The sequence below is a fragment of the Sphingobium chlorophenolicum genome (genome assembly GCF_000722875.1).
Taxonomy (GTDB): Bacteria; Pseudomonadota; Alphaproteobacteria; order Sphingomonadales; family Sphingomonadaceae; genus Sphingobium; species Sphingobium chlorophenolicum.
Genome location: NZ_JFHR01000022.1, coordinates 46,660 through 69,796 on the forward strand (window position 1 = coordinate 46,660; position 23,137 = coordinate 69,796).

Annotated in this window: 15 protein-coding genes and 2 tRNA genes; 4 read left to right on the top strand and 13 right to left on the bottom strand. The window is 64.7% G+C overall.

What is annotated here, in order from left to right; genetic code table 11:
• Positions 1-6 precede the first annotated feature (6 nt).
• Positions 7-1,389, top strand: coding sequence for an HlyD family type I secretion periplasmic adaptor subunit (locus tag BV95_RS11010; protein WP_037451388.1), 1,383 nt, complete (start codon positions 7-9; stop codon positions 1,387-1,389).
• A gap of 10 nt (positions 1,390-1,399) precedes the next feature.
• Here BV95_RS11010 and pelF read toward each other — a convergent pair whose 3' ends face one another.
• The 8 genes from pelF to BV95_RS11050 are packed head-to-tail and all read right to left on the bottom strand — an operon-like array spanning position 1,400 to position 14,521.
• Positions 1,400-2,890 (bottom strand): GT4 family glycosyltransferase PelF, encoded by a 1,491-nt coding sequence (gene pelF / locus BV95_RS11015; protein WP_234703154.1) that lies wholly within the window; start codon positions 2,888-2,890, stop codon positions 1,400-1,402.
• Complete coding sequence (locus BV95_RS11020; protein WP_037451393.1) at positions 2,890-3,753, bottom strand: hypothetical protein; 864 nt, start codon at positions 3,751-3,753, stop codon at positions 2,890-2,892. Before BV95_RS11020 ends, pelF begins: the two co-directional genes overlap by 1 nt.
• Entirely contained in the window at positions 3,750-4,697 is a 948-nt protein-coding gene (locus BV95_RS11025) for a hypothetical protein (protein ID WP_037451396.1), read from the bottom strand. Before BV95_RS11025 ends, BV95_RS11020 begins: the two co-directional genes overlap by 4 nt.
• Positions 4,697-6,217 carry a hypothetical protein gene (locus BV95_RS11030; RefSeq protein WP_037451400.1) on the bottom strand — a complete coding sequence of 507 codons (1,521 nt, stop codon included), beginning with the start codon at positions 6,215-6,217 and terminating at the stop codon, positions 4,697-4,699. The genes BV95_RS11025 and BV95_RS11030 overlap by 1 nt, the downstream gene beginning before the upstream one ends.
• On the bottom strand, positions 6,214-7,944 hold the full coding sequence (locus BV95_RS11035) for a tetratricopeptide repeat protein (protein ID WP_037451403.1): 1,731 nt from the start codon (positions 7,942-7,944) through the stop codon (positions 6,214-6,216). The genes BV95_RS11030 and BV95_RS11035 overlap by 4 nt, the downstream gene beginning before the upstream one ends.
• Positions 7,941-8,804, bottom strand: a complete 864-nt coding sequence (locus BV95_RS11040; RefSeq protein ID WP_174544425.1) for a glycoside hydrolase family 191 protein — start codon at positions 8,802-8,804, stop codon at positions 7,941-7,943. The genes BV95_RS11035 and BV95_RS11040 overlap by 4 nt, the downstream gene beginning before the upstream one ends.
• The gene (gene pelG, locus BV95_RS11045) at positions 8,801-10,210 is read right to left on the bottom strand and encodes an exopolysaccharide Pel transporter PelG (RefSeq protein ID WP_037451408.1); all 1,410 of its coding nucleotides are present in this window, start codon (positions 10,208-10,210) and stop codon (positions 8,801-8,803) included. The genes BV95_RS11040 and pelG overlap by 4 nt, the downstream gene beginning before the upstream one ends.
• Positions 10,211-10,225: 15 nt before the next feature.
• Positions 10,226-14,521 carry a cadherin domain-containing protein gene (locus tag BV95_RS11050; protein WP_037451411.1) on the bottom strand — a complete coding sequence of 1,432 codons (4,296 nt, stop codon included), beginning with the start codon at positions 14,519-14,521 and terminating at the stop codon, positions 10,226-10,228.
• A 119-nt stretch (positions 14,522-14,640) separates the two neighbouring features.
• On the opposite strand from BV95_RS11050, the gene BV95_RS23545 reads away from it, so the two are divergent.
• Together BV95_RS23545 and BV95_RS11055 are read left to right on the top strand one after the other, a co-directional pair.
• Positions 14,641-14,880: a hypothetical protein gene (locus tag BV95_RS23545; RefSeq protein WP_156028637.1), complete on the top strand. Its 240-nt coding sequence runs from the start codon at positions 14,641-14,643 to the stop codon at positions 14,878-14,880.
• A 204-nt stretch (positions 14,881-15,084) separates the two neighbouring features.
• Complete coding sequence (locus tag BV95_RS11055; protein ID WP_267880730.1) at positions 15,085-16,008, top strand: endo alpha-1,4 polygalactosaminidase; 924 nt, start codon at positions 15,085-15,087, stop codon at positions 16,006-16,008.
• A gap of 25 nt (positions 16,009-16,033) precedes the next feature.
• On the opposite strand, the gene BV95_RS11060 is transcribed toward BV95_RS11055, so the two are convergent.
• Positions 16,034-16,110 (bottom strand) — tRNA-Arg (locus tag BV95_RS11060).
• A 123-nt stretch (positions 16,111-16,233) separates the two neighbouring features.
• Positions 16,234-16,310 (bottom strand) — tRNA-Arg (locus BV95_RS11065).
• Between the two features lie 131 nt (positions 16,311-16,441).
• Between BV95_RS11065 and BV95_RS11070 the strand changes: the two genes are divergently transcribed.
• The gene (locus BV95_RS11070; protein ID WP_037451417.1) at positions 16,442-16,942 is read left to right on the top strand and encodes a hypothetical protein; all 501 of its coding nucleotides are present in this window, start codon (positions 16,442-16,444) and stop codon (positions 16,940-16,942) included.
• 54 nt (positions 16,943-16,996) lie between these two features.
• On the opposite strand, the gene ppdK is transcribed toward BV95_RS11070, so the two are convergent.
• The 3 genes from ppdK to BV95_RS11085 all read right to left on the bottom strand — a co-directional run bounded on the left by ppdK (position 16,997) and on the right by BV95_RS11085 (position 23,010).
• Entirely contained in the window at positions 16,997-19,699 is a 2,703-nt protein-coding gene (gene ppdK, locus BV95_RS11075; protein WP_037451419.1) for a pyruvate, phosphate dikinase, read from the bottom strand.
• A gap of 144 nt (positions 19,700-19,843) precedes the next feature.
• Entirely contained in the window at positions 19,844-22,138 is a 2,295-nt protein-coding gene (gene glyS, locus BV95_RS11080) for a glycine--tRNA ligase subunit beta (RefSeq protein WP_037451467.1), read from the bottom strand.
• Positions 22,138-23,010: a glycine--tRNA ligase subunit alpha gene (locus BV95_RS11085; protein WP_013846791.1), complete on the bottom strand. Its 873-nt coding sequence runs from the start codon at positions 23,008-23,010 to the stop codon at positions 22,138-22,140. Before BV95_RS11085 ends, glyS begins: the two co-directional genes overlap by 1 nt.
• Positions 23,011-23,137: the final 127 nt, after the last annotated feature.

Genomic DNA, 23,137 nt, shown 5'->3' on the forward strand with positions numbered 1-23,137 from the left:
GCCGCCATGGGGGACATTCAGATCAGGGATGCAAGCGGTGCCATCGAGCTTCACTATCCCGCCGGGAGCAGCGCCGACATGATCGACGACCGGCCGGATCGCGACATGCGGTCGGGCATCGTCATCGCCGTCCTGTTCTTCGTTATCTTCCTGGGCTGGGCCGCCTTTGCGCGGCTCGACGCGGCGGCCTATGCACCCGGCCGGCTCACTGTATCGGGACAGCGGCAATCGGTGCAGCATCGCGACGGCGGCGTGGTGGGCGCGATCTTCGTGAAGGAAGGGCAGCATGTCCGGCAGGGACAGCCGCTCATGGAACTGGCCTCCGCCGAAGTCCGTGCCCAGGCGCGCATGTACGGCGCGCAATATATCGAACTCAAGGCGCAACGGGCCAGGCTGATCGCCGAACAACTGGGCGCGAGCCATGTCGAATGGCCCGCCGAATTCGCCGCCTTGAAGGGGCAGGAGAAGGAGGATGCGGAGGAAGCAATCCGCCTGCAACTGACCCAGTTCAATGCAAGATCCTCCGTGCTGGCGGCGCAGACCGGCGTGCTGCGCCAACAAGCGGATCAGGTTCGGCAGACCGAGCGCGGCTATCGTTCCCAACTGGCGGCATCGTCCGAACAGGCGCGGCTGATCGGGGAAGAGTTGAACAGCCTGCGCGACGTGGCGGAAAAGGGCTTCGTCTCCAAGTCGCGGATCAGGGCGCTGGAACGGGCGCGGGCCGATCTTCAGGGACAGGAAGGGCAGTTTTCCGCCAGCATCGCCCGCTCCGGCGCGGAGGCGGGGGAAAACCGGCTGAAGGCGCTGGAGGCTGAAAAGGCCTATAAGGAACGAGCCGCGTCGGAATTGCGCGACGTGGAATTCTCGCTGAACGAAGTGCTGCCCAAATATCGCGCGGCGAAGGACCAACTTGCTCGGCTCCAGATCAGGGCACCCGCGACGGGCACGACCGTCGGCCTCAGTATCTTCACCGTCGGCGGGGTGATTTCGCCTGGACAGAAGCTGATGGACATCGTCCCCGATCGGGCGGGCCTGGTCATAGAGGCGCGCATCTCGCCGGACGATATCGACGATCTGAAAATCGGCCAGAAGGCCCAGATTCGGTTCAACAGCCTGCATGAGCGAGATCTGCCGATCATGGACGGCCAGATCAGCCGCCTGTCGGCCGACAGCTTCCAGGACGAAAAGACGGGCGCGTCCTTCTACACGGCGGAGGTGATGGTACCGCCCGCCGAACTGGAAACCATCAGGAGCGTGCGAGGCGGCGATTTTAGCCTGAAGGCAGGGATGCCCGCGCAGGTTCTGGTGCCCCTGCGGCGGCGGACGGCGCTGCAATATGCGTTGGAGCCGCTCACCCAATCGCTATGGCTGTCCTTCCGGGAGCATTGATCCATCAAGGTCATTGCAGTTCCGAAAAGCGGGCCTGGGCGCCGAGCGCGCTGTAGATATGCCGATATTCCGCGATGATGGCGCTGCGGTCATAATCCCTGACGACGCGTTCGCGCAGCGCTTCGCCCATGGCCCGGCGCAGAGACGGGGCGCGCAGCAGGTCGAGGATGGCTGCCGCCGTGCATTCCGGATTGACCAATTGGGTGACGATGCCGCCGGGCCGGTCGATGGCGGGCGACCGCCCTTCGATCATTTCCCTGCAACTGCCGACATCGGGCGCGACCACGGGCACGCCGCAAGCGCCCCCTTCCAATATGACGAGCGGCTGCGCTTCCGACAGGCTGGTGAGCACGATCAGGTCGATGCGCGGCAGCCATTCCGCGACATTGACGCGCCCGGCGAATTGCACGGCATTGCCGACGCCCAATTCCGTGACGAGCGCCTCGCAATCGGCGGCATAATCAGGATCTTCGTCCAGAGGCCCCAATATGGCGAAGCGCACTTCCGGCATTTCCGCCACGACCAGCGCGGCGGCCCTGATGAAGGTCTTGATATCCTTGATCGGCACGACCCGGCCGATCAGCGCCACCAACGGACGCGCCGGATCGCAGGCGCGCTCCATCAGCGCGAAACGATCCGCGTCGATGCCGTTGGGGATGACGCGCAGCCTTTCCTGCCGAGCCCCCAGATGGCGCTGGGTCCGGTTGTTGGCGCCGTAAAGCGCGATGATGGGGTCGCAGGCGTCATAGCAGGCCCGCGTATAGGTCTGGAAAACCGCCAGCCACAGGTCGCGCAGGTCATGCCCCTCCCGGTCGAGGGTCAGCCCGGTTTCGATCTGGTCGCCGATCCAGTCGGCCATCATGATCTCGATCTGCCGCTCCAGCATATAGATGCCATGTTCGGTGATGAAGGCGGGATGGCCGGTCTCATAGGCCGCCCGCGCCGCCAGCAGGCCCGCAAAGCCGGTGGAGATGGTGTGATAGACCCGCGCTCTGGGCAAGGGCGCGAGCAGCATCTTGAGCAGGCCGCCCAGAAGCACCCGCATCGCCCAGAAGAAATGATGGAAGGATGCCGAGCGGAAGGCAGTGTCGTAATAATGGGTGAAGAGGTCGAATATCTCCGGATTGGAAAGAAGGTCGCCGGCAGCGGGCGCGGGCTTCAGCGCCTCCAGCGCCTGACGCAGACGGATCAGTTCCTCCTTTCCCCCAGTGGACAGGAAAGCGAGTAGCATCCGCCCGATCCGTTTCATCTGCGGCGCAGGATAGCGGCGCGGCAGGCAGGGTTCGATCAGCAGCGGGATTTCCACGACCTCAACGACATTGGCCGGCGGCACCATGCGCCAGGGCTGGACGTCGGCCCCCGCCTTGATCGCCACCAGCGAAAAGCGCAGGTCCGGCATGCTGAGGATCAGATCCTGAAGCCAGCTTGAAACGCCGCCGACGACGAAAGGGTAAGCCCCTTCGACAATCAGACATATGTCGCTTTCCTGCGTTTCCGACATCAGGACGCGGGCCCCACACCCGACAGGCGGACGAGCCGCGATTTGCCGGTTGCGTCGATGGCGCGCCGCACCTGCGCGCGCGCCGCCTGCAACGCCCTGCGCCGGATGTCCCCGCCGGTCAGCAGGCCCGCCACCTCATCCAGTTTCCGGCTGGCCTCCTGGCACAGGCGCAGCCGCTGGCCCTGGGGCAGCAGTTGGTTGAAGCAGCCATGATCCGCCAGCAGCATGGCCAGGGCATAGCGATCCTCCAGATGCTGGGCTGGCGCGATCCTCGCTTGCAACTCGCTGCGTTGCTGCGCCAGATTATAGCTGACCTGCGCAGCGGCGGCGGCGGCCAGTGCGCGGATTGTCTGGTCTTCATCCGAAAGGGCCATGACGATCAGCGGAGACAGCCTCGGCTCGAACGAGATCACGGCGGTTTCCAGCGCCCGGTAGCGGGCCTGCAGATTGCCGTGGCGGAGCATGGTCGCCAGTGACCCGATCTCGTCGCTTTCGGGATAGCGCACCCTCTCGTCCAATATCCGGCCCAGCCGTTCCATCGGCGACAGGCCGTTCGCGAAACGCTGCTTGCGGATGCGGACATTGCGATAGACGATCTGCCGCTTCCTTCTCGATCCCGCCGTCAGCGGCGCCAGCAACAGGCAGAACAGCATAGCGACAGGGCCGATGGCGGCGCCGACCGGCAGGGCGAATCGTTGCGGCGCGCTCAAGCGGCCGAGATGGCCCATCATGACCACCAAGGCGGCGCAACTCAGCAGCAAATGGGCGGGGGCGAACCACCATATGCCCCCTTCCCCCGCCAGCAAGGCCCGCAAGAGCAGGAGCAGGTCGACGATGGAATAAAGCGCGAGCAGGAGGATCAAGCCACTTTTCCTTCCGGCACCAGCCATTTCGCCGCAAAGGACTGGTCGCGTCCGAACAGCGCGGGGCACTTGCCCAGAAGGTCAGCGACCTGAAGGAGTTGCGCCACATAGGCCTCGGTCATCCTGACCCCGGCGGCGCTGTGGATCAGGATGATGGCCGCCAACGCCTCTTCCCCGTCCGGGACCGGCACGGCCAGCAATCCGAAGGGTGCGACAAGCGCCTGATCGGCCGCGCGGTCGCTCCGCAGCGGCCGGGGAGCGGCCATCATCGTCTGCGCCATGGGAGAGCGCGTCAGGTCGGGCGGCTGGCCGGGCGCCGCCTTGCCACCGAAGCGGGCGATGACCTGACTGCCGCGGACATCGTAGAAGGTGAAATCCTCCGTCTGGGCCGCAAGGGCGATCATGCGGGCAACCGCGTCAACCTGGCTTTCCGGATCGGGCTGGGCAAGCCCAAGCCCGGCGGCGATGGTTTGAACCACCGTCCGCTGCTCCGTCGCGATGCGCACCTGGAGCTTGCGGTTGGTTGCGGTGAGCCGGGCGATGACATCCGCCAGCTTCTTCCAGTTGCGGTCCATCGCCTGATGCCGCCGTTCCTGATCCGCGATGCGGTTCCTGCGGCTGGCGGTGACCTCCCCCGCCACAAGGGCGGTCACCATCCACAGCATCGGCTGGATGGACAGGCGCAATTGCTGCTCGATATGGTCGGCGGGGCCGGGCCACAGGTTTGACCAGCGGAACCAGATGGCCGAAGCGATTGCGCCCGCAGCCAGCCCCGCGCCCGTTCCGTATGCCAACGCCATGATGAGGACCGGCAACCAATAGGGATTGGGGTTCAGATCGGAAAATGCGTCTCCCTTCAAAAATCCGTGATCGACCGCCATCAGGGCGGCGAAGAGGATCAGCATTTCCGCGCATTGCAGCAGGATGGGACGCGTCTTCAGCATCAATGCCTCCCCAGATAACGCGTCAGCGCCACGCGCAGATAAAGCTGGCGGCCCGAAATGCCCGGCCGGCTGATCGAACTGACGCCGCCGCTTGCCTGAAGACGCCAACCGGCGCTCAGCCGCCCGGTGGCGCTGATATTGGCGGTCGGGCCGTCCGTCTTGCCCTTGCGGTCGAAGGTCCAGCCCGCCGCCCCGGTCAGTTGCCACCGCGTCCAGGACATGCCCGACACCAGTTGGAAGCTGTGATTTTCCCGGTCGCTGAGCGGAATATAGGCAAGGCCGTTGGGCCGAAGCGTCGTGCGGTCGACATATTCGGCGTCCAGCCTGTAACTGACCGCCAGCGACGGCGAACCGCGGCGCAGCAGATAATCGAAGCCCGCCGCCACAGCGAAGCTGCGCGTGCGGGCGCCTGTCCCCCGCAGGCCATAGCCGTTCCAGCCGCCGTCGGCCTGCACCGCCAGTTCGGGCGTCAGCCGGATCGACCCGCCAATCCCGGCGCGGCTGATGTGGCCGCCAAAGGTCGATTGCTCCGGCGTCGCCAGATCCGGCAGGCGATAGGCGAGCACCAGCCGTACCTGCCTTTCGGGCGGACCGGCGAACAGGCGAAGCCCGGCCCCGGCCACTTTCTCGTCCAATTGGGCGCTGCCCTGAAGCTCGATCCGCGACACCGGCCCCAGATTGACCGTCGCGAGCAGGTCGCCAATGGCCGAACGGGATGTGCGGTTGCTGAGGATGCCGGTCGGGCCGTAGACCGTGTCCGCCTCCGACCGGAACAATCGGAAACCCGCGCCCAGCGAAAAGCGGGGATCGACCGGAACCATGGCGTTCAATCCCGCCTCCGCCTGCCAGAAGAGCTTGCCGCCCCGCGCCGTGACCGCCGCTGCGGCGTTACCCCCGGATTCCGCCAGCGTCTGCCGCGCAAAGGGATCGTCGGCGGCCAGATTGCGATAGCGGCCCGCGCCCAGGGCCAAGGCGCCTTCCGCGACCTCCATGTCGGCCAGCAGGCGCTGGATGCGTTTGTCGCCGGGATGCGATGCCGCCAGAGGGGCCAGCCGCCGCCGGGCCATATCCGGATAGCCGGCCGCCGCATCGGCCTGGGCGCGGGCAATGGCCAGTTCGATATCCATGTCCGCCACCTGCGGTTCCGCGACGGTCGCAGGGGCTGGCGATGGATCGGCGTCGGGCAGGAAACGGACATGCAGGGCGCGCTTGTCGGCCACCGCCTCCAGCTTTCGCCCGACCGCGGCGCGCAGGACAAGGCTGTCGTCGTTCCAGCGCAGATCGGCCAGGTCGGGACCGGCGGCCTTGGCGAAAGCCTTGAGCGCCGCATCCTCTATGGGGCGGTCGAACCGGACGACCAGTTCATAGCCGCTATTGTCGAGTTTCAGATGGACGTCCCCGCTCCAGGGCAGATCAACCGTCCTGATATCAGCCGCCGCCACGCCGGTATCGGGCGGCAGCGCCGCGACTATCAGCGGCGGCGGCCCCATGAGCAGCAAGGCGGTCGCGAACGGGGTCATGGTTGCAACAGCTTCCGGGCGCGACCCGGATCGCCCTTCGCTATGAGCAGGCGCGCCAGCATGATGTCGATCCTTCGATCTTGCGGACTTGCCCGGCGCAGAGCTTCCGCCACGGCCATGGCCTCCGACGTCCGGCCCAGCCGCGTCAGCAGTTCGGCCCGTTCGAGCGAAAGCGGCGGCGTGACGGCAATCAGCCGCTCCAGCCAGGGTTTCGCCGCCGCCTCCCCTTTGAGCTTCGCCTCGGCATCGGCCATCAAGCGGAGCGCGCCCCGGTCGTCCGGGCGGTCGCGCAGATAAAGTTGCAGTTGATCGGCGGTCATCCGCGCATCGCCCCCGTCCCAGCCGTTCCATGCCAGGCGCAAATGGTCGGAGGGTTCCGCCACGCCCGCCGCGATCCGGGCGCGGGCGAGGGCCAAATCATAACGGGCCGCCTCTTCCGATGGCACACGCGCAACGGCCGCCGCCTTGATCTGCGCGGCGGACAGGCTGCGCCCGTCCAGCAGGCGGTCGAGCGCCCTTGCCGCCGCCGCCCTGTCCCTTGCCGCATTGGCGAGGGCTATGCGCTGGATCAGCATGTCGCTGCTGTCGGCAGCAGGTCGAGATTCCAGGAAGGCCAGCGCCTCAGCGGGTTCGGCGCGTTCGATATAGGCCGCAGCCCAGCGCGGATCGGCGGACGCCCGCGCCTTCAGCCAGGCGAGATCCTGCGCGGCCGGGCGGGGGCCCATCAGGTAAAGCATGCGGGCAGCCGACGCCTTGTCGTTCGATCCCGTCCTGAGCAGCGCTATGGCGTCCGGCCGGAAGCCCTTTTCCAGAAGCCGTTGCGCTATGGCCTGCCGGTCGGCGCCCTTCTGGCCTGCGCGTTCCAGCAGCCATCGGCGCATCGCGTCCCGGTTGCCGGACGCCATGATGATCCCTTCCCGCGCATCGTCGCGGCCGGTCGGCAGCAGGGCGGCATAGCGCAGCGCCGATCCGGTATCGCCGGACCGTTGCGCCAGGGTCATGGCGAGCCAAGGATTGCGGTTGCGCCAGCCGGGCGTTCCAGCCCGGTCGATGCGGCCGATAAGGTCATAGCGCCCTGCCCCATTCGCCCATGACGCCAGATCGAGCGACTGGGCCGGGCTGAGCGGAGCTATGGCGCCATGTTCCGCCGCCACGACCAGCATGTCGGGTTGCGCGAGGGCATAGCTTGCCTCGATCAGATCCTTTTCCGGGGCCGTGCCGGGGGTCGTCGCGGCGGAGCGGAGAAGATCCGCCGCGCCCTGCGCGTCGCCGGTCCTGCGATGCAGGTCGAAGCGCAGGCGCCAGGATGCGGGACTTCCCTGATCGGGACGGCTTTCCAGAAAGGCGAGCGCGACGTCCGGCCGCCGCCCGGCCATGATGTCATAGGTGATCCGGCCGGTGGGAACCGGCGCGCCGGCCTTCGTCAGGGCCTCGGCCAGCCGGGACAGAAGCGGCGCATCGGCTGTCGCTACGGACGCGTTCAGCAGGCGCTGGAGATCGGGGACGGAAAGCCGCCTCCCCTCCGAAAAGCGCTGCATCAGCATTGCCGGGCTGGGCGGCGGCAAGGGGACGGCGACCGGCGGCGGCGTGAACGTCGCTCGCCGGATCGCATCGGCGATCTGCCAATGGCTGGGCATCAGCAGCGCCGTGGCGGCGAGCAGAAGCCCGCCCCCGATTATAGGGCCGACGAACGCCATATGGTGGCTGCGCTGCGCTTGGATGTTCATGACAGAGGCTCCGGAATGAGCCGGTCGAGGGCCAGGGTGGACACATAGGGCTGGAACCCGGCGGCGCGTTCCCGCGCATAGAGGCTGGCGACGGTGGCCCTGTCGCGCGGATCCCAATAATCGAGCGTGGCGAGACCCAGGCGGGGATTGATCCGTTTGGCGGCCAGCAGGTGGTCTGCTTGCCACTGCCAGTCCTCGACCGGGGTCATCTCGTAGCGGCCGTCGGTGAAATTCCAGCGGGAGGCCATGGCCTCGGCCAGGACCAGATCGATCTGCGGGGCGACCTGGGGCAGCAGCGCATAGCCCCGGTTCATCATGATCGCCATGGCCGGAAAACGTTTGCGGATGGCCTGCACCAGCCGGGCGGCTCCGGCGACCATGCCCTTGTTACGGTCGGCGTCCTGCCGTTCCAACGCCTCCGCATTGTCGAGCGTGTCCATGAAGATGCCGTCATAGCCCTTGCGCGATATGGCAGGGATCAGGCGGTCGAGCACCAGCGCCGTCCAGGCCGGATCGCGCAGGTCGATCAGGCGCGACTGGGGCCAGTTCGGATTGGGCTGGCGCAGCGCGCCCGCCTTGTCCAGTTCGGTAACGAAGGGGCGGGCGGCGTTGACCTCTCCCAGGCTGATATAGCCGAGCAGGCGGCTGCCGGGGCCGCGAAGGGGTGCGAGGGGGCGGGGGAAATCGGGTTCCAGCACCAGGAGGTCGAAGCCGCGGGCTACGGCGGGATCGGTGGTTTCGCCATAGTCGACGCCCCAGGTGCCGGGGCGGCCGATTTCGGGCAGGGCGCGGGCGGACAGGCCGAAAACCATGAATGACATGGCGAATAGATCGCGGCGGCGGAAGGCGTTGAAGGTCATGGCCAGAACCTTGCCCAAAGTCCGTTGTTGCCGACCACGGCGGGGTTGTTGCCGACGAATAGGAGATAGGTGAGCCTGCCGGTGGCCTGCGCGACCAATCCTATCGCCAGCGAGGCGGCGGTGACCGCGCCCGCGAGATAGCCGAAGCCGAAGCTGGCGAAGCCGCTATCGCGAAGCAGGATCGTTCCTATCGCGCTGGCCAGCAGGAAGCTGCCCCAGACCGCCACGATCCGCCCGGCCAGGTCGTAATAGGACAGGATGATGCTCATCTGGATCGCGACGAGGTGGAAGACGACGCCCACCGCCGTCAGGCGGAAGCCGAACATGCCGCGCGCGTTCATGTCCAGCAGGCGGATGATTTCCGGCGCGAGAACCCAGCAGAAACCGGCCAATATCGCCTGTTCGACCGTCAGCAGCCGCAGGTCGATCCTGATCGTCCTGGCGACATGACGCCGCGCCTTTTCGATGCGGCGGAGGTTGGCGGCGCCGGTGCAGTGGCCCATCAGCGCCGCGAAGGCCCGGTCGAAGCGGGTTTCCGTCGTGACCAGGATCAGCGTCAGGCCCGGTATCATGGTGAGCAGGCCGAGGAAGCTGGCCTGATCGTTGACCGGGTTGACGCGCAGCGCGCCCACGGCCTGGACGCTGCCCGGCGCCCACCAGAGCAGCCATTTGTCGATCCAGATGGCCAGCGCATTGGCCAGCCCCGCTGCGCCCAGCGCCAGCAGGCCGGGCGTCCGGCCGAACCAGTTGGCCCGCCATTCGGGGCTGTTGGGAAAATCGTCCCTGATGGCGGAGATCAGCAGGACCAGCGTCACCAGCAGCCCGGCGGCGATGGCGGCCAGCACCGCCGCGGGCGCGGACGGCCGGATGACCGCCAGCGCAAGTGCCGTCATGGCGATCCCCGCCAGATAGGCGAGGAAGATCGGCCGGTGCCGCCATGTCGCGTGCAGGAAGGGGCTGGCGATCCAGATCTGGGCGAACAGCGTCAGGACCGCGGTCGCCAGCAGGAAGAGGCCGGGCCGCATTCCGCCGACGAAGCCGAACAGCAGGTTGCCCGCGATCAGCGACGCCAGCGTGGCCCAGACCAGCGCCGCCATCAATATGGAGGGGATGGCGTCGCGCCGCTCCAGATAGAAATGGTCGGACGCCACGCGGGTCGCGATCATCGCCAGCGGCGCGGTGATGACCGTCGACACGCCGAAGGCGTAGACCAGGCTGGTCTGGACGACGGCATGGTCGTCGGGCGGCATCGTCGTGCGCGTCCAGCGCTGGAGCAGGAACATGGCGAAGGCCGTCATCAGCCAGGGACCGGAACTGACCACCGCCCCGTGGAAGGCGGCGTTGGCGATCCCGCCCAGCCCGTCCTGACGGGCGATGCGGTCCAGTCTGAAGCCGATTCCAGCCATTGGCCCACTCCGTCGTCAGAGCAGGAAGTCGGCGGCGGTCAGACTATGGACCCCGATCAGCCGGATCGCCAATTCCGCCGTCGCCGGGTTGTTGTCCACATTCGCTTCGACGAAGCTGTCCGTGCCGTCGGTGTAGAAATGGAGCTGCCCCGCCCCGGAGAAGGCCGCATTGCCGATGAAGCTGAACGCCTGGTTCCCCGACAGCGCCGGAAGGGCGTCGATGGCGGACAGGTCGATCCGGTCCAGCCCGTCCTGGAAATCCATGATCCGGTCCATGACGAGCGGCGTGCTGTTACCCGTCGCGGCGTAGATGAACAGGTCGGCGTCCGCACCGCCGGTCAGCATGTCCGCGCCCGCGCCGCCGGTGATGCGGTCCGCCCCCGCCCCGCCGTCGATGCTGTCGTTGCCGCCGTTGCCGGTCAGGATATCCGCGCCGCCATTGCCGATCAGCGTGTCGTTGCCGCCCGCGCCCTTCAGCGTGTCTTCCTCCATGCCGCCGGTCAGGGTGGAACCGCCGCTGGCGGCGGTCAGCGATACGCCCTTCACATTGTTGACGACGATGGTCAGATTCTGGAAATCCTGCGCGCCCAGGCTGTCCGTCGCCAGCACCTGCACCTGATAGCGGTTGTCCAGGTTGGAGTCGGCGGGCGTTTCAAAGTCCGGCGCCGCCTTGAAGGTCAGCACGCCGGTCTGGGCGTCGATGGCGAAGAGCGCGCCGTCGACGGCGGACCCCAGCGAATAGGTGACGGTCTGGCCGAGATTGACGTCCGTCGCCGTGACCTTCGTCACCGCCGCGACGTTTTCGGACATGCGGATGGTGGCAGACGCGCCGCCGCCGTTCGAAATGATGATCGGCGGGGCGTTGAGGATGGTGACGGTGACCGCGATGGCCTGTTCGTCATAGAGCGTCCCGTCCGAAGCCCGCACGACCACGTCATAGACATTATTCTGGCCCATGTCGGTCGGCAGCAGGAAATTGGGCGTGTTCAGGAAATTGAGCTGGCCGGTCGACGCGTTGATCGTGAATTTGGCCGCATCGACGCCGCCGGAGATGGAATAGACCAGCGTGGTGTTCACGTCCGGATCGATCGCCGTCACCTTCATGACCGGCCTGGTGCCGCTGGAAACGGAGATCGCCGCCGCATCGCCGCCGCCGCCGGACGTGATCACCGGCGCGGATTCATTCACATTGGTCACGGTGACGTTGAGGGCCTGTTCGTCGAACAGCGCGCCGTCCGACGCCCGGACGGTGAGGTTGTAGACATTATTGCCGTTCGCGTCGCCCGGCAGGTCGTAATTGGGCGGGCTGAGGAAGGAAAGCGCGCCGGTCGAGGGGTTGATGGCGAACAGGTCGCGATCAGGCCCGCCGACGATGGAATAGACCAAAGTCGTTCCCGCATCCGGGTCCACGGCCGTCACGGTGGTGACGGCGGTCCCATTTTCCGGCACGGAAATGGCGGCCGACGCCCCGCCGCCGTTGGAGGTGATGGTCGGGGCTTCGTTCACATTGGTGACGGTGACCGCGATGGCCTGTTCATCGAACAGCGTGCCGTCCGACGCGCGGACGATGACGTCATAGATATTGTTGGGGCCGTTATCGGTGGGCGCTTCGAAATTGGGCGCGGTCGCGAAGGCGAGAACGCCCGTCCCGCTGTTGATCGTGAATTTCACGGCATCCGCGCCGCCGGAGATGGAATAGGTGATGACCGTCCCGATATCCGCGTCGGTGGCGGCGACGGTGGTGACCGCCGTGCCGTTTTCCGCGATGGAGAGGGACGCCGTCGCTCCCCCGCCGTTAGAGACGATCACGGGTGGGTCTTTATATTGCAGGGTGATGTTGTGCAGGCCGTAGGCGCCCAGCTCCAGCGTCACGATCTCCCCCACCTGGGTGAAGCCCTGCGCGCCCGTGATGACGATGCCGTCGGTGCCGGGATTGGCGATGTCGATGACGACCTTCCCCCCCCCCAGGACGGAGAAGGCGAGGTTGTGCCCGTCGCCCGTGACGCTCATCAACACGGCCCGCATCGGCAGGTCGGTGATGTGCGTCACGTCGTCCGCCGCCGCGCCCAGTTTGATCGTGAAGCTGCCCCCGCTCTGGGGAAGGAAGACGCTGTCGCTGTCATAGGCGTACCAGCCGGTCACATTCTGGATGACCATCGTGCCCTGGCGGTCGACGTCCAGCGACAGGTTGCCGACATTGGCCCCGCTGACATTGGTGGTGATGCTGTTGCCCGCCACGGTCGTGGTGATGATGGCGTTCTTCACCGCCGTCATGCGCGCCGCCAGATCGTCCAGCGTGACGAATTCCATGTTGGCCGCCACCGCATGCTGAATCCAGCTTGTGAACAGCGAAATATCATAGGGGCTGTCCGTGGTCGGGCTGCCCGAAAGGAAATCCGCCGCGCCATAGTCGTGCCACGGCCAGACGATGACGGGCGTCCCCGCATTGGCGACCAGCTTGTCGAATTCGCCGATCCAGAGCGCGGTCGCTTCGGCCACGGTCTTCTTCTGAAATTCGATGAAGGTGTAGTCGAAGGAGGTGTTGGGCGCGAAATAGATCTTGGTCTGGTCGGCGGGCGTCAGATAGCCGAAGGCGTTGGGATAGCCCGCCCCCTGCGCCGCATAGCCGCCGGTCAGATAATCCGAGACATATTTCATGATCTCCTGCGAGGTCGGCAGCAGTTCGGCCGCGCCGGGCACGGCGGCGCCGGTGATCTGGAACGGCTGGTTGAGATAGGCGCTGATCTGCTGGTTGAGGATCGTAATGCTGTTCTGGAATTCGGTCTGGATCTGCGCGGCGCTGAGCAGATTGGTGTTGTCCGGGTGCGTCAGGCTGTGCGTGCCCAGTTCGTTGCCGAGGTCGAGCAGCGCCTTGTAATAGGGCAGCGATACCGCCCAGTCGGTGCCGGTGTCGTTCGCGCCGTTGCCGACATTCAGGTAGAAGCTGCCGACGAAATTATAGTCCGCCTTCCACTGGGTCAGGATGGGCAAAAGCTTGTCGTAGATGCCGGGCGTGCTGCCGGGAGGATTGACGTCCTCCAGCTCCTGGCTCTGGTCCATGTCGACGCGGGCGGCGACGATGCCGGACTCGCGGGACAGGTGCAGACCGACCGACAGGCCGGTGCCGTTGGCCGCGTAGCTGATCGCCTGTTGCAGCATGTTGGCGTCGGCCATGACGCCTTCGCTGGAGAAGAGGACGTTGCGCGCCGCGCCGGTCTGGGTCGCGAGCGCGGCGGCATAGGTCGATCCGCCGTTGATGGTTTCGGTCGCGATCTGGTGCCCTGTGCCGCTGACGCTGGCGAAGGCGTTCCAGCCGACGCCGGTATAGCTGTTCACCTGTTCCCCATTGGCATAATGGCCGAGGACGAGGCCGTTCGCGTCCGTTGCGGTCACCACCACATTGCCGGTGCCGCCCGTGACGCGGGTGGCGTCGAACAGCAGCTTCATCTGGGCATAGGGATCGCCCGGCAGCGGATCGCCGCCGATCGCGCCGCCCTGAACATGGGGCTGGTTCGTCATGAACTCGCCCGCCGTGATCAGGCCGATGCCCAGTTGCTTGCTGGCCATTTCCAGCGTGTGGGTGATCGCCTCCACCTTGTCGACCGGCACGTTGCGGAAGGAGGGGAAGACCAGCGCGTCGTAGTGGGACAGCTTGTTGAGGTCGGTAAGGTCGGCCTCCGTCAATATGTCGAAGGGGATGCCCGCCTGGATCGCCTGCGCCTGGACCGACATGAAAAGCTGCGAATAGGCGGTCGGGCTGAAATAGGCGTCGGCGGTCGTCTGCGAAAAGACGATGCCGATCCGCATGTCCGGGGCCTGGGTCGCGCTCGTCTGGTTGAAGACGGTGAACGGGGCGGACTGATAGTTGGAGGGCATGAAGCTGTTCGACAGGTTGTTGATGTCGTAATAGCTGTACATCGCCGCCGGATTGCCCACCGCGGCGGTCGGCAGGCGGAATTCGACCGTGGTGCGGTCCGCCGACCAGGCCGCCTGCAGGCCGCCGAGCACCAGCGTTTCGCCCGCCCCGCCGCTATAGAGGTTTACTGATCCGTCCGCCGCGAAATTGACATTATATTCCGCGCCGCCCGCGAAGCCGAATATCTGGTAGCCGGTGGACGTCTTGCCGTCCGTGTTCAGCCAGATGGTGGTGTCCGCGCCTATGGCGACGGGCGCGGTCAGGGCGAAGACGAAGGCGTCATTGTCGAGGGTCGCGTAGACCTGATAACCCGGCGCGCTGTTGTCGTCGATCCGGTCGGTCGCAAGCCAGTCATCCAGAGAGCCGTCGATATTGACGCTGTGGCCATAGGTCATCGCAAACCCCCAAATTTATGGATTTGAAGATCATGTCCTAAGTTTGCGACCGAATATCTTTTGGTTTTTCCATTAAAATCGCACGCACATGCACATGGGATAATGGAAGTCAGCGCTCCATGGCAGCATCCGCAGACAAGACGGTGCCGTTCTGGGTCATCCCAGCCATTATCCGCGCCAATGAGGCTGTATCAGGGTATAAGCTTTACTTAGCTCAAAATGCCCTTGCGGTCTGGAATAGTGGTAAACCGCATATGGCTACAGTCACACCGCGCATTGTAATGGGGCGACTCGGTTTTAAGAAGTTTTTACCCATGGTTAATGTGCGGTTAGGCATGTTCCAATGTCAACTTCAATGAATGGATATCCACAAAAAAATTCCTGAAAACGGTCAAATACACAATCAATTAAGTATAGATTCCTATTCATTATAGCAGAGGACTTATATCCATCGCCATATGACGGGCTGGATTGCTTTGGCTTATAAGGGCGGCAGCTTCGACCGCCAGTCCCGCCGGGGGCCGTTTCGCTGATTCAGGATCGATGTTCCGGAAGAAGGGACGATGATTGTGCATCTGGCGCGCAAAAAGCTTTCGCAAATCAGTGCACTGGTCTTGGTGACGCTGATGCTGGCCGCGTGCGGCGGCGGGGGCGGGAATAACGGTTCGCAGGCTCCGACTCCGGCGCCTTCGCCCGCTCCTTCGCCTTCTCCTCCCCCGTCGCCCAGCCCGTCTCCTTCCCCGTCACCGACGCCGCTTTCCAGTTGGGACTGGATATTGCAGAGTCAGGGATTGCCGGTGACGCCGCCTGCCGTCGGCTATCTGGACATGGACGGTTTCGACACGGGGGCGGCCTATGTGGCGCTGGCGGAGTCGCGGGGGAGCCGGACCATATGCTATCTCGACATTGGGTCGGCGGAGAGCAATCGGCCGGATTATTCCCGCCTTTCGGCCATTTCAGGGCTGTTGGGCAACAGCTATCCGGGCTTTGCGGGGGAGCGCTATATCGACATTCGGCGCTATCCCGAATTCATCCAGATCATGGACGACCGGCTGCGCATGTGCCGGGACAAGGGGTTCGACTATGTCGAATTCGACGTCATGGACGCCTTTGAGGATGGCGCGGCGACGACCGGGTTCAACCTGACAGAGCAGGATATGATCGCCTATGTGACCGCACTGTCCAGCCGGGCGCGGGGTTATGGGCTGAAGCCGGTGCAGAAGAACGCCAGTGGGTCATCGCCAAAGCTGGTTTCGCTGTTCGACGCGGTGCTGTTCGAAGGGTGCGTGCTGGGGAATTTCTGCGGCGACGATGCGCCCTATGTCGCGGCGGGGAAACTGGCGTTCAATGCGGAATATCCGGAGGAATGGCCCGCCGGAAGCTTCGATCGGGCGCGGACTTGCAGCGTGTCGACGAATGCGAGGATTTCCACGATCATCACCGTCGTGGACCTGGATCGGCCGGCGCCGGACCGGTGCGCGCCCTGAGGCGGATTTCAGCGATTTTGGGGAATGGCGCACCCGGAACGATTCGAACGTCCGACCCTCAGATTCGTAGTCTGATGCTCTATCCAGCTGAGCTACGGGTGCGTTGTGGAGGGGCAGATAGAAGGGGCAGAGCGGTCTGGCAAGCCCCTAACTTCGCAGGTCGGAATTTAAATCGGCATGCGGCTGCACGGGCGGATGGAGCGTTCGATTTTGCTGATGGGGAAATGGCGCACCCGGAACGATTCGAACGTCCGACCCTCAGATTCGTAGTCTGATGCTCTATCCAGCTGAGCTACGGGTGCGTTGGAGTGGCGCAGATAGAAGCGCGCCCGCCTTTGGGCAAGCCCCTTTTTGCAGTTTTTTGAGAAGGGGTTCGAATCCGCAACCTTTGTCCCTGTCCGCTCGTTCGGGGGACATAGGAAAGGATGCTGCAATGACCTTCACCCTCAATGAAATCGCGCTGCTGGCGATTGCGCTGCTGGTGGGGCTGGTTCTGGGCCTCATCATGAGTGGGCGCGGCAAATATCGGCGCTATTGGCGGGACGAGCAGTCGGCCCATGGGCGGACGATCAACGACCGGGATGCGCGTTTGACGGCCGCGCAGGAGCGGATAGCGGAACTGGAGCGGCAGTCCGGTCCCATCGGGCCGGGCACGGCGGAGGCTGTCGCGGGAGCGGTGCATGGGCGCGACGATCTGAGCCGCATTCATGGGATCACGCCGCAGGACGAGATCGCGCTGAATGAGGCGGGTTATCATCGCTATGGGCAGATCGCCGCCATGGGCAGCGAGCAGGAAGCCACGCTGGAAACGCGCCTGGGGTTAAAGCCCGGCGTGATCGCGCGGGAGGAATGGCGGGAACAGGCCCGGCTGCTGGATGCGCGCAAGGATGAGGAACATGCGCGGCTTTACCAGCGGCGCGCCACCCATGTCTGAATCACCAATATCTGAATGAAGAAGGGGCGGGATGTTACCCCCGCCCCTCTTATCTTACTCCCGGTTCGCCAGCGCGGCCTGCGCGGCGGCGAGGCGGGCGATGGGCACGCGATAGGGCGATGCCGACACATAATCGAGACCGGTCTTCTCGCAGAAGGCAATGGAAGCCGGATCGCCGCCATGTTCGCCGCAAATGCCGAGCTTGATGCCGGCGCGGGTGGCGCGGCCGCGTTCGGCGGCGAGTTCGATCAGTTCACCCACGCCCTCCACATCGATGCTGACGAACGGGTCGCGGGCGAAGATGCCCTTGTCGACATATTGCGTCAGGAAACGGCCCGCATCGTCGCGGCTGATGCCGATGGTCGTCTGCGTCAGGTCGTTGGTGCCGAAGGAGAAGAATTCGCCGACTTCAGCGATTTCGCCTGCCTTGAGCGCGGCGCGGGGCAGTTCGATCATGGTGCCGACCAGATATTCGACCGAAGCGCCCTGCTCCTCGAACACCTGCCTGGCCACGCTGTCGACGATGGCCTTCATCAGTTCCAGCTCCTTCTTCGTGGCGACGAGCGGGATCATGATTTCGGGAATCGGCGCTTCGCCGCTGCGCTGCTTGATGATCAGCGCGGCTTCGAAGATGGCGCGGGCCTGCATCTCGTAGATTTCGGGATAAGTGACGCCCAGGCGGCAACCGCGATGGCCCAGCATCGGGTTGAATTCATGCAGTTCGCTGGCGCGGCGCTTCAACGCCTCCACGCCGACGCCCGCCGCCTTGGCCACTTCCTCGAACTCCGCTTCGCCGTGCGGCAGGAATTCGTGCAGCGGCGGGTCGAGCAGGCGGATGGTAACAGGCAGGCCCGCCATCACCATGAAGATCTGCGCGAAATCGTCCCGCTGTTCCGGCAGCAGCTTGTCGAGCGCCACCCGGCGACCCTTCTCGCTGTCGGCCAGGATCATCTCCCGCACGGCGGTGATGCGGGCCGCGTCGAAGAACATATGTTCGGTGCGGCAGAGGCCCACGCCTTCCGCGCCGAAATCGCGGGCGGTCTGGCAGTCGAGCGGGGTTTCGGCGTTGGCGCGGACCTTGAGGCGGCGAACCTTGTCGGCCCAGGCCATCAGGATGCCGAAATCGCCCGCCAGTTCGGGCTGCACCGTCGGCACTTCGCCCGCCATCACTTCGCCGGTCGAACCGTCGATGGTGAGGATGTCGCCTTCCTTCAACGTGCGCCCTTCGATGCGCAGCGTCTTGGCGGCATTATCGATGGACAGGCTGCCCGCGCCGGAGACGCAGGGACGGCCCATGCCGCGAGCCACGACGGCGGCGTGGCTGGTCATGCCGCCGCGCGCGGTCAGGATGCCCTTGGCCGCGTGCATGCCGTGAATGTCTTCGGGGCTGGTTTCCACGCGGACGAGGATGACGGAGTCGCCCAGTTCGTTGCGGCGCTCGGCAGTGTCGGCGTCGAACACGATCGCGCCCGAAGCCGCGCCCGGCGAGGCGGGCAGGCCCTTGGTCAGCACATCGCGGGGCGCCTTGGGATCGAGGGTCGGGTGCAGAAGTTGATCAAGCGCGGCGGGATCGACGCGGGCGACGGCTTCTTCCTCGGTGATCAGGCCCTCATTCGCCATGTCGACCGCGATCTTGAGCGCGGCCTTGGCGGTGCGCTTGCCGGAGCGGGTCTGGAGCATCCAGAGCTTGCCCTGCTGCACCGTGAATTCGATGTCCTGCATGTCGCGATAATGGGTTTCAAGGATCTGGAACACCCGCGCCAGTTCGGCATAGGTTTCCGGCATCGCCTCTTCCATCGACAGCGGCTTGGCCCCTGCCCGCTCCCGCGCCTGTTTGGTCAGGTACTGCGGGGTGCGGATGCCCGCCACCACGTCTTCGCCCTGGGCGTTGATCAGATATTCGCCATAATAGGCGTTCTCGCCGGTGGCGGGGTCGCGGGTGAAGGCGACGCCCGTCGCGGAGGTGTCGCCCATATTGCCGAACACCATCGCCTGCACGTTGACGGCAGTGCCCCAATCGTGCGGGATGGAGTTCAGGCGGCGATAGACCTTGGCGCGGTCGGCCTGCCAGGAGCCGAAGACGGCGCTGATCGCGCCCCAAAGCTGGTCGTTTACATCCTGCGGGAAAGGCTTGTTCCAAAGCTTTGAAACAAGGGCCTTATATTCGGCAACGAGCGCCTTCCAGTCGTCGGCGGTCATTTCCGTGTCGAGCGTGTAGCCCTGGTCTTCCTTGGCGATCTCCAGCGCTTCCTCGAACGCGCCATGGTCCAGTTCCAGCACCACGTCCGAATACATCTGGATGAAGCGGCGATAGCTGTCCCAGGCGAAACGCTCATCGCCCGATGCGGCGGCGAGGCCGATCACGGTTTCGTCGTTGAGGCCGAGGTTCAGGACCGTGTCCATCATGCCGGGCATGGAAATGCGCGCGCCGGAGCGGACGGAGACCAGCAGCGGGTCGGCCTTGTCGCCGAACTTCTTGCCGGTGACGCCCTCGATATGGGCGATGCCGTTGGCGACTTCCGCCTTCAGGCTTTCGGGATAGACGCCGCCATCGGTATAATAGCGGGTGCACATCTCCGTCGTGATGGTGAAACCGGGGGGCACGGGCAGGCCGATGGCGGCCATGCCGTCCAGATTGGCGCCCTTGCCGCCGAGAAGATTCTTGTCGCCCTTGCCGCCATCATCGACGCCGCCGCCGAAACGATAGACATAACGGGTCGCGGTCGTGCTCATGCTGGCCTCTTCCATTGTCAACATAATCGCGGCTCTCCTGCACTGATTGCCGAGTAGTTGTGCGTTGCAACAAAGCTTTAAAACAGGGGAGCGATAAACGCACCCGCTTTTACGATGATTGCTCTCTCATTTCACTGATTTTCCCGCTTGAGCGGATATCTGTCTTTATTATCCGGTAATTTTAGAGAAATCGGCCACCGCATGGACCGCCTTGCGCACCCGCGCGAGCAGCGACAGGCGAGCGGAACGCTTCGCTTCGTCGGCGTCGTTGACGGTGACGGTCTCGAAAAAGGCGTCAATGGGGGCACGCAATGTTGCAAGCGCGGCCATGGCGCCTTCGAAATCCTCCGCCGCGACCGAGGCGGTGGCGCGGGGTTCGGCTGCGTCCAGGGCGGCGATGAGTGCGGCTTCCGCCGGTTCGGGGGTGTAGGTGAGTGAACCGTGCTCCTGCGAAGGCGGGAGTTCGGAGTTCTGTTGCGCTGCTTCACCCTGGGCTCCTGCCTTCGCAGGAGCACTGGGAGATTCGATGCCTTCCTTTTTCAGGATGTTGGCGGCGCGCTTATAGCCTGCGAGCAGGTTCGTGCCGTCGTCGGTGGCGACGAAGGATTGCAGGGCCTTCACGCGGGCGAGCAGGCGGACGAGATCGTCCTCGCCGCCGAGCGCGAACACAGCGTCGATCAGGTCGTGGCGGACGCCTGCTTCCTTTTGCTGGACCTTGAGGCGGTCCGCGAAGAAGTCGAGGAACACCACATCCGAAGAGGCGAAGGCTCCAACAAACGACTTAATTTCCGGGCGAGACAGATTTGCCGCTTGCCAATCCATTTCGGTAATTTTGTGCGGATCGAGACCGAACTTCACCAAGGCCTGAGTATCAACGTCGGCCAACGCTTTAGTTTGCAGGAATACGTGCCTATAGACATGATCCCTAAGCGCAAAAGCATGGACTTTTTTCAGCTTCAGCCGCAGCCCGTTCTGCTCAAGCAGTCGAAGAACAGAGAGGGCAGCTCGTCGCAACGCGAAGGGATCTTTCGAACCGGTCGGCCCCTGCTCGATACCAAAGAATCCTACCAGCGTATCCAGCTTATCCGCCAATGACACAGCCACCGTCACCGGCGCAGTCGGCACGTCATCACCCTGCCCTACCGGCTTGTAATGATCGCGGATCGCGTCGGCCACGGCATCGGGCAAACCTTCAGCTCGGGCGTAATAACCGCCCATAATGCCTTGAAGTTCGGGGAATTCTCCGACCATTTCGGTGACGAGGTCCGCTTTGGCCAGGCGGGCTGCCTGTTCGGCCAGGTCGGCAAGCCCACCCCCGGCCCCTCCCGCTTGCGGGAGGGGAGGAATGATGCCTTCTTCCACCAGCCAGCGGGCCAGTTTGGCGACGCGTTCGACCTTGTCGGCGACCGTGCCGAGCTTTTCGTGGAAGGTGATGCGTTCCAACTTCTTCGCGTGATCTTCCAGCTTCGTCTTGCGGTCCTGTTCCCAGAAGAAGCGGGCGTCGGACAGACGGGCGGCAAGCACCTTGCGATTGCCCGCGACGATGGCCGCGCCGCCATCCTTCGCCTCTATATTAGCGGTGCAGATGAAGGCGGGGGCGAGCTTGCCCGATGCATCGCGCAGGACGAAATATTTCTGGTTGATACGCAGGGTTAGCTGAATGACTTCAGGCGGAACCTCAAGGAAGGCCGGGTCGAAATCGCCCAGCAGCGGAACCGGCCATTCGGTGAGGCCCGCATTTTCAGCGACGAGGCCTTTATCCTCAATCACGGTATAGCCATGGGCGGCGGCGGCTTCGGCGGCCTTTGCCTCGATGATCGACTGGCGTTCCTGGTGGCTGGCGATCACATGGCAGGCGCGCAGCTTTTCGGCATAGTCCGCCGCGCCGCCGATGGTGATCTCGCCCGGATGGTGGAAGCGGTGGCCGAGCGTGGCGTAGCCCGACTTGATGCCTTCGATTTCGATGTCGACCAGTTCTTCACCCAGGATCGCAACGATCCCTTGCAGCGGGCGGACCCAGCGGAGGCTTTCCGTGGTCTGGGACGCCCTGCCCCAGCGCATCGACTTGGGCCAGGGGAAGGCGCGGATGACGGTGGGGACGGCTTCGGCCAGCAGCTCGGCAGAGGCGCGGCCGGGCTTGTTGACCGTGGCGAACCAGACGCCATCGCGGTCTTCGAGTTGCTCCTGGGTCAGGCCGGTCTTGCGGAGGAAGCCTTCCAGCGCTTGGGCCGGGGCCGAGGTGCGCGGGCCTTTATGCTCCTCGCTGACGGCGGCGGTTTCCAGCGGGAGGTTGCGGGCGATCAGCGCGAGGCGGCGGGGCGTGACGAAGCTGTCGATGCTTTCGGGTTTCAGGCCGGACTTCGCCAATTCCTCCGTGAAGAGGCGGGCTAGGTCTTCCGACGCCTTCAATTGCATCCGGGCGGGGATTTCTTCGCAGCGGAGTTCGAGGAGGAAATCGGTCATCACGCGGCCCACCCGTTCACTTCCATCCACTTTTCGCAGGCGCCCTTGGCGAGGTCGCGGACGCGGCCGATATAGCTGGCGCGTTCCTGCACCGAAATGACGCCGCGCGCCTGGAGCAGGTTGAAGACATGGCTCGCCTTGATCGCCTGGTCATAGGCGGCGAGCGGGACGCCCGCCTCCAGCGAGGCCTTGCACTCGGCTTCGGCATCCTTGAACCAGCGGAACAGCTTTTCGGTGTCGGCTATCTCGAAATTCCATTTCGACATCTGCCGCTCATTTTCCAGGAACACGTCGCCATAGGTGACGCCCGCGTCATTGAACTTCAGGTCGTACACGCTGTCGACGCCCTGAATGTACATGGCGAGGCGTTCGAGGCCGTAGGTCAGTTCGCCAGCCACCGGCTTGCAGTCGAAGCCGCCCATCTGCTGGAAATAGGTGAACTGGGTGACTTCCATGCCGTCGCACCAGACTTCCCAGCCAAGGCCCCAGGCGCCGAGCGTCGGGCTTTCCCAGTCATCCTCCACGAAGCGGATATCGTGGACCAGCGGGTCGATGCCGATCTCCGCCAACGAACCCAGATAGAGTTCCTGAAGGTTCGCCGGGGACGGCTTCATGATGACCTGATATTGGTAATAATGCTGGAGGCGATTGGGGTTTTCGCCATAGCGGCCGTCGGTCGGGCGGCGGCTGGGCTGCACATAGGCGGCGTTCCAGGCGTTCGGGCCGAGGCTGCGCAGGGTGGTCGCCGGGTGGAAGGTGCCAGCGCCCACTTCCATGTCATAGGGTTGCAGGATCACGCAGCCCTGCTTTCCCCAATAGGCATGGAGCGTCAGGATCAAGTCCTGAAAGGAGAGCGCTTCGCTGTTCGCCACGGATGGCCCCTTAAGGAAAATGACGGTTCGATTGCCGCGCCCCCTAGGCGCTGGGGGGGCGCAGGGTCAAGGAAAAGAGGCCGTCACCGAAGGTAAATCCGCTTGCCCTGTCGCGTTGCGGGACGCA

Excerpts from the sequence above, each read along its gene's own strand:
- BV95_RS11010 (WP_037451388.1), top strand. The coding sequence starts at position 7 with ATGGGGGACATTCAGATCAGGGATGCAAGCGGTGCCATCGAGCTTCAC.
- pelF (WP_234703154.1), bottom strand. The coding sequence starts at position 2,890 with ATGTCGGAAACGCAGGAAAGCGACATATGTCTGATTGTCGAAGGGGCT.
- BV95_RS11025 (WP_037451396.1), bottom strand. The coding sequence starts at position 4,697 with ATGCTGAAGACGCGTCCCATCCTGCTGCAATGCGCGGAAATGCTGATC.
- BV95_RS11030 (WP_037451400.1), bottom strand. The coding sequence starts at position 6,217 with ATGACCCCGTTCGCGACCGCCTTGCTGCTCATGGGGCCGCCGCCGCTG.
- BV95_RS11035 (WP_037451403.1), bottom strand. The coding sequence starts at position 7,944 with ATGAACATCCAAGCGCAGCGCAGCCACCATATGGCGTTCGTCGGCCCT.
- BV95_RS11040 (WP_174544425.1), bottom strand. The coding sequence starts at position 8,804 with ATGACCTTCAACGCCTTCCGCCGCCGCGATCTATTCGCCATGTCATTC.
- pelG (WP_037451408.1), bottom strand. The coding sequence starts at position 10,210 with ATGGCTGGAATCGGCTTCAGACTGGACCGCATCGCCCGTCAGGACGGG.
- BV95_RS11050 (WP_037451411.1), bottom strand. The coding sequence starts at position 14,521 with ATGACCTATGGCCACAGCGTCAATATCGACGGCTCTCTGGATGACTGG.
- BV95_RS23545 (WP_156028637.1), top strand. The coding sequence starts at position 14,641 with ATGGCAGCATCCGCAGACAAGACGGTGCCGTTCTGGGTCATCCCAGCC.
- BV95_RS11055 (WP_267880730.1), top strand. The coding sequence starts at position 15,085 with ATGATTGTGCATCTGGCGCGCAAAAAGCTTTCGCAAATCAGTGCACTG.
- BV95_RS11070 (WP_037451417.1), top strand. The coding sequence starts at position 16,442 with ATGACCTTCACCCTCAATGAAATCGCGCTGCTGGCGATTGCGCTGCTG.
- ppdK (WP_037451419.1), bottom strand. The coding sequence starts at position 19,699 with ATGTTGACAATGGAAGAGGCCAGCATGAGCACGACCGCGACCCGTTAT.
- glyS (WP_037451467.1), bottom strand. The coding sequence starts at position 22,138 with ATGACCGATTTCCTCCTCGAACTCCGCTGCGAAGAAATCCCCGCCCGG.